This window comes from Oribacterium sp., assembly GCF_057249185.1.
Window position 1 is genome coordinate 1 of the sequence record NZ_DBHIGR010000244.1, and the last position, 2,216, is coordinate 2,216.

Here is a 2,216-nt window from a genome sequence, read left to right on the forward strand (position 1 = left end):
CGAGAAAATAGAGTTAGTTAATACTTCGTATGGAGAGTAATAAAGCTATGTTTCGTTATGACGAAATCAAAAATCGGAATAGTATAAGGAAAATGTCCTTATGCCCCATTCGGATCATATTGCCTATCGTAATGCTATAGAAGAAAAGCTGAGAAAGAGTTCCCTGCGAAAAAGTTTGAATGGCTTATGGAAGTTTCATTATGCAAGAAGAATAGAGGACAGTATTCCGCATTTTGAGAGCCCGGAGTATTCTTGTAAGGATTGGGAGGATATTGTGGTGCCTGCCCATATCCAGCTGGAGGGCTCTTTAAAGGAGGGAGAAAATAAGCTGGCGGTTCAGGTTTACAAATGGTCCGCAGCCTCCTGGTGTGAGGATCAGGATTTCTTCCGCTTTTCCGGAATTTTCCGGGATGTTTATCTCTATACCCTGCCCAAGCTGCATTTGGCGGATCTGCAACTTCGGACAGAGCTGAGCCGGGATTTTAAAGAAGGAAAGCTTTATTTTATGGAAGAAGAATCGCTACGGGGAAAAATTTTTAGCCTATGGAGGAGATTTTTCCAACAGACCTTCGGATTTTCAATTCAGTGCCAACGGCATTGTTTTTGGGGGGGATAGAAATCCAAAGCCCCAGATGCAGGAAGTGAAGTATCTCTATCAAAATATCTTCTGCACTTTGGAAGAGGCGGAGATTTTGATTCGGAATCGAAATCTATTCCAATCCACTTCGGAACTGGATTGCAAGCTTTCTTTGTACCGATACGGAGGAAAAGAGTATTTGGAAGCAATGCCAAGACCTAACTTCTGGAGTGCTCCCACCGACAATGACACGGGAAATCTGATGGCTTTTCGCTATGCCCAGTGGAAAACCGCAAGTCAGTATTTAAGTACAAGAAGCCCTGAGGCAAGCCTGATGTTGGAAAACCCCCAAGAGGTGCTAATGAAGATGGAAAAGGATTGCTTCCATATTCGTTACAGTTATCATTTGTCCACCAATCCGAGAAGCAGCTGTCAAATGCAGTACAGCGTTTTTCCGGATGGAAAAATCAACGTGAGTCTGGACTATAGTCTGCCGAAAGAGGGGGATCCTATCCTGCTTCAGCAGCTTTCCGAACTTCCGGAATTTGGAGCCCTCTTTACCCTAAACGCGGATTTGGAAAACTTTTCCTGGTACGGATTGGGAGAAGAGGACTGTTACGCCGATAGAAAGCATGGGGGAAAACTGGGTATTTATCATAGGAAGGTAAAGGATAATTTTGCTCCCTATGTCTTCCCTCAGGAGGCAGGAAACAAGGCGGAGGTACGACTGGCAAGCATCACCGATGAAAAGGGCAGGGGCTTAGTCTTCTTAGCGGAAAATGAAGAGGGGCAAATGAATGTTTCGGCCCTACCCTGGACTCCCCATGAAATTGAAAATGCTTGTCACGGCTATGAACTTCCCCCGATTCATCACAGTATCCTGCGTCTTTCCAAGGCGCAGATGGGAGTAGGAGGAGACGACAGCTGGGGTTCCCATACCCATGAGGAGTTTTTGGTGAAGGTAAAGGATAGGATTCATTTCAGCTTTTCCTTCCGAGGGATTTGCTAAAGCGGAGCTATAACCCTTTTGGCGAATATAGGGAGATGCCTTCTCTTAAGGCTTTGAATTATGCCATTTTTAGAACGGCTATCAAAAATTTAGAAATAATCTACAAGGATATAGAGGGAAATACTCTATATCCTTATTTTTTAAGAGAAAATGACGAAATATTCTGTATAGAAATGTTTCTCCCTGTATAAGGGCGTTTTTCACCTGCTTATTTTTGGAAATACTTTGGTTTTTTCGAAAATAGGCTGTAGTAAAGGAGGTAATATGCTGGAAAATGTACGTGCTGTAGGAAAGGAATCCTACCAAAACAAGATTTTATCCAAGGCTGAGAGCGGAAAAGTCAAGGAAAGCCAAAAACCGGATGAGCAAGCCTCCGGCAAGGAAGCGGAGCTTACAAAATCAACAGGAGGGAAAGAGGCTGTAGCGAAAAGAGACAGCTTGGAGCTTTCCGATAGAGCTAAAGAAATTGCTGCCAAGGCGGCAAAAAGTACGAAGGCTGAAAAAGCGAAAGAATTAAGTGCCGAGGAGCAGCTTTCCGATAAGGCGAAGAGCTACCTGAAGAATTTGCGTCGTTCTCGGAATTTTGTGGATTTCCGTATTGCGGAAAAGGGAAAAGAGAATGATGCCTTA

2 protein-coding genes and 1 pseudogene are annotated in these 2,216 nt (G+C 43.9%); all 3 read left to right on the forward strand.

The annotated features are described in order from the left end of the window. Positions 1-100: 100 nt before the first annotated feature. On the forward strand, positions 101-616 hold the full coding sequence (locus tag ACO4PX_RS09980) for a sugar-binding domain-containing protein (RefSeq protein ID WP_485572552.1): 516 nt from the start codon (positions 101-103) through the stop codon (positions 614-616). Further along, positions 501-1,586, forward strand: a complete 1,086-nt coding sequence (locus tag ACO4PX_RS09985) for a beta-galactosidase small subunit (RefSeq protein ID WP_472451186.1) — start codon at positions 501-503, stop codon at positions 1,584-1,586. Before ACO4PX_RS09980 ends, ACO4PX_RS09985 begins: the two co-directional genes overlap by 116 nt. 264 nt (positions 1,587-1,850) lie before the next feature. Beyond that, positions 1,851-2,216: pseudogene (locus ACO4PX_RS09990) on the forward strand (hypothetical protein); the annotation flags it as partial.